Below are 3,517 nucleotides of genomic sequence, written 5' to 3'. Positions count from 1 at the left end.
GTTGACGTTGACTTGGTAAGAAATTCTAATCAAAGACTTTTATACGGGGAGTTACCATTTCATAAGAACAACAAGAGAGTTCGTTCTCTTCGGCTTGTCGATATGAAATTTCTTCTGTTTACCGGAATTGGTTTGTCAATCAATATTTGGTTCAATTGGCTATGGTAAAGACTCTGCGAATCGACTCCGTTCGGAGCAGGGTTGCATTACTTCATTCACCTTGAGTAGAAAAATGAGTTCCCAAAATGAAATGGAAATGTTTGCTATTGGCAGCGGTTCTTATAAGTTCGTCCCAGATGATATTTCTTGTTGCGGGTGAACCGGTAACTGTGCCAGCAACTGTGCCGATCCATGCTAAAATTCAACGGGTATTACAACTACCTCCCACAAACAATAATCCTCGTAATAGTGAAGGCGATTTTATCACGCTCAAAGATGGTCGCATTCTTTTTGTTTATACACATTTTCTTGGTGGGGCCGCGGATCATTCGTCCGCTTATCTAGCGGGCCGCTATTCGTCGGACGGAGGAAAAACATGGACTCAAAAAGATCAGACGATTATCGAGAATGATGGTAAGCAAAACATTATGTCGGTTTCACTGCTTCGGTTGCAGTCGGGGCAGATTGCTTTGTTTTATGCACGTAAAAATTCGATTCATGATTTGATTCCAGTGATGCGGATCAGTAAAGATGAAGGCGTGCATTGGAGCGAGCCCCTGGAGATCGTTCCCCCTGAAGACATTGGATATTATGTTCTTAATAATGACCGGGTCGTTCAACTCAAAAGTGGAAGGATTGTGGTCCCTCTTGCCTTACATCAAAATCAGAAAAACCCGGACCGATTCAATTTCAGTGCCCAATTCCTGTGCTATTACTCAGATGATGATGGAAAAACCTGGCAGCGCGGCGATGTGGTTGAAGTGGAAAAACAACCCGGCAACAAACAGCCTTATATGCAGGAACCAGGAGTTGTTGAATTAACGAATGGACGGCTCATGGGGTTCTGTCGTACGAATGGTGGCAGCCAGTATGTGGCTTTTTCTCAGGATGGAGGCAAAACATTTTCCCAGCTCAAGCCATCAAACATCATTTCACCGGTTTCTCCAGCCTCAATTGAGCGTATTCCCGCGACAGGTGATTTATTGATCGTCTGGAACAATCATCACAAAATCAGTCCGCAACTTCGCGGCAAACGGACACCACTGACGATCGCCGTCTCTCAAGATGAAGGCAAAACCTGGCAGCATATTCAAAATATCGAGGTGAACCCGAACGGCTGGTACTGTTATACGGCAATTGAGTTTACGAAGCAGGGAGTTCTTCTAGGGCACTGCGCCGGTGATCGCACTAAAAACAATGGCTTAGCAGAATCGCAAATCACGTTTGTTCCTATGTCTGTGATTTATCAAAAGTAACAAATCTTTGGTGAATGGAAACGCCCGTTAATGAGAGATCTCTCAATAATGACTTGAATTAACTGAGGCAATTTAGGAAACTCAATTCAGGAAAGTTAACGATATCAAATTGCAAAGTTGTCTCGGAGCGATTTTATGAACTCACCTGATCTTTCGCGTCGTCGTTTTCTGGGAGCCGCTTTGGTCTCCGGGATGGGAGCTGTTTCCGCAAAGCGACTCACAGCAGGAGCGCCTCCTGTTGTGAAACGTCCCCGTGCTACCGATGGAGATCAGCGGTTTGAGCCCGATTGGAAAGAACGCCTTTCCATTTCCGTAGGCCCCAAAAAGGGAGACATCGTCGGCAGCAGTGATAAAGCCTTACAGGCCGCCATTGATTACATCGCGGGCAAGGGGGGAGGTACCGTTCAGATTCAAGCGGGAACGTTCACACTACGTAATGCCTTGCATCTGCCATCAAATATTCGGTTAGCAGGGAGTGGCCCAGAAACCATTATCACCAAAGGTGCTTCTGAGACGGTGGCTTTGTCAGAAGATTCTGACTGGTACGATCAGGAGATTACGCTTGAGAAATCGGCCAACTTTCAGGTCGGCGATGGTATTGTGCTCATAGCGAAAAATCCAAGTAACGGCAGTCAGGATGTAATCAAGCGATCGCTGGTTGCACGATCAGGGAACCGGTTCAAACTGAATGACGGCCTCCGCAAAAATTTGTGGCTCTCCGGCAAGCCAACAGCGTCGTCGCTGTTTCCGCTGTTGACCAGCGAATACACGCGGAATGTGGTGATCGAGAACTTAACTTTGGATGGAAATCGAAAAAATAATACCAACTTGAATGGAAATTATGGTGGCTGTATCTTCCTGCAGGATTGCAATCGCTACACAATTCGCGACGTGATCACACGAAATTACAACGGCGATGGAATCAGCTTTCAGATTTGTCATGATGTAAAGGTTGAAAATTGTCACAGTCACGACAATGCTGATCTGGGAGTGCATCCGGGTTCCGGTTCACAGCGCCCGTTGATTTTGAATAACCGTCTCGAAAACAACAATATTGGTCTCTTCTGGTGTTGGGGTGTCAAACATGGCCTGGCGGAACAGAACCAGTTGCACGGCAATAATTACAGTATTTCCATTGGCCACAACGATACCGACAACATTATGCGGCAGAATAAAATTACCAATAGCGGTAAAGTGGGAATCCTGTTCCGCAATGATGCGCGGGGTAAGAATTTCTGGGCCAATCGCAACACGGTGATCGATAATCAAATCATTAACAGCGGTGGTGATGATGGTGTCGCGATTGATATTACCGGCAAAACAGCAGACGTGACGATTAGTGGTAATAAGATTGTGGAACAGCGCGATCCCATGCAGCGTACAGGCATTCGGATCGGCGCAGACGCCGGCACCATCAAATTAGCTGATAATCAGATTCAGGGCTTTATGAAGTCGATCGATGATTTACGTAAATCTCAGAGTACATAGCGCGGGCAATTACATCGGCAAAATCGTATCGCTTTGTCTATTCGGCGGGAATTTCTTCCACCTTCATACATTTCCCAATTTGCTTAACCGCTTGTCTGAGTCGTTGTGAATTTTCCACAATGGCCATTCGCAGATAGCCTTCACCATCTTCGCCAAATCCACGGCCGGGGCTGACAGCGACTCCCCCTTCGTCGAGTAGTTTCATGGCAAAATCGATCGATCCCATTTCTGACCAGGGTTCGGGAATTTTTGCCCAGATAAACATGCCTGCCTTCGGCCGATCAATTTCCCAACCCAAACGTTCCAGTCCACTACAAAAGACATCGCGTCGCGATTGATATTCGGCTGCAATACTGTCGACGGCGGCGTCGCAGTGCCTCATCGCGACGATGGCAGCGATTTGAACTGGCTGGAACAGGCCATAGTCATAATAGCCTTTAATCGTAGAGAGCGCCCTGACCATTTCCGAGTTACCCGAACAGAATCCAATGCGCCAGCCAGCCATGCTGTAGCCTTTACTCATCGTGGTAAATTCCACACCTACATCGATTGCGCCGGGACCCCGTTGAGCGAACGCTTCTCACCAGTGGCGTCATTCAGTCGTGCATTCAGGC

General features: G+C 47.1%; 2 protein-coding genes and 1 pseudogene. 2 read left to right on the top strand and 1 reads right to left on the bottom strand.

From position 1 onward, the window contains the following. Positions 1 to 296: 296 nt before the first annotated feature. Positions 297 to 1,415, top strand: a complete 1,119-nt coding sequence (locus Q0668_RS06900) for a sialidase family protein (protein WP_298861830.1) — start codon at positions 297 to 299, stop codon at positions 1,413 to 1,415. A gap of 135 nt (positions 1,416 to 1,550) precedes the next feature. Next, entirely contained in the window at positions 1,551 to 2,903 is a 1,353-nt protein-coding gene (locus Q0668_RS06895) for a right-handed parallel beta-helix repeat-containing protein (RefSeq protein WP_298861828.1), read from the top strand. A gap of 37 nt (positions 2,904 to 2,940) precedes the next feature. Here Q0668_RS06895 and Q0668_RS06890 read toward each other — a convergent pair. Further along, positions 2,941 to 3,462: pseudogene (locus tag Q0668_RS06890) on the bottom strand (aminotransferase class I/II-fold pyridoxal phosphate-dependent enzyme); the annotation flags it as partial. Positions 3,463 to 3,517 lie beyond the last annotated feature (55 nt).

The sequence above is a fragment of the uncultured Gimesia sp. genome (assembly GCF_937910335.1).
GTDB lineage: Bacteria > Planctomycetota > Planctomycetia > Planctomycetales > Planctomycetaceae > Gimesia.
The sequence above is the reverse complement of the archived record's forward strand: the minus strand, read 5'-3'. Positions and strand labels throughout refer to the sequence as shown.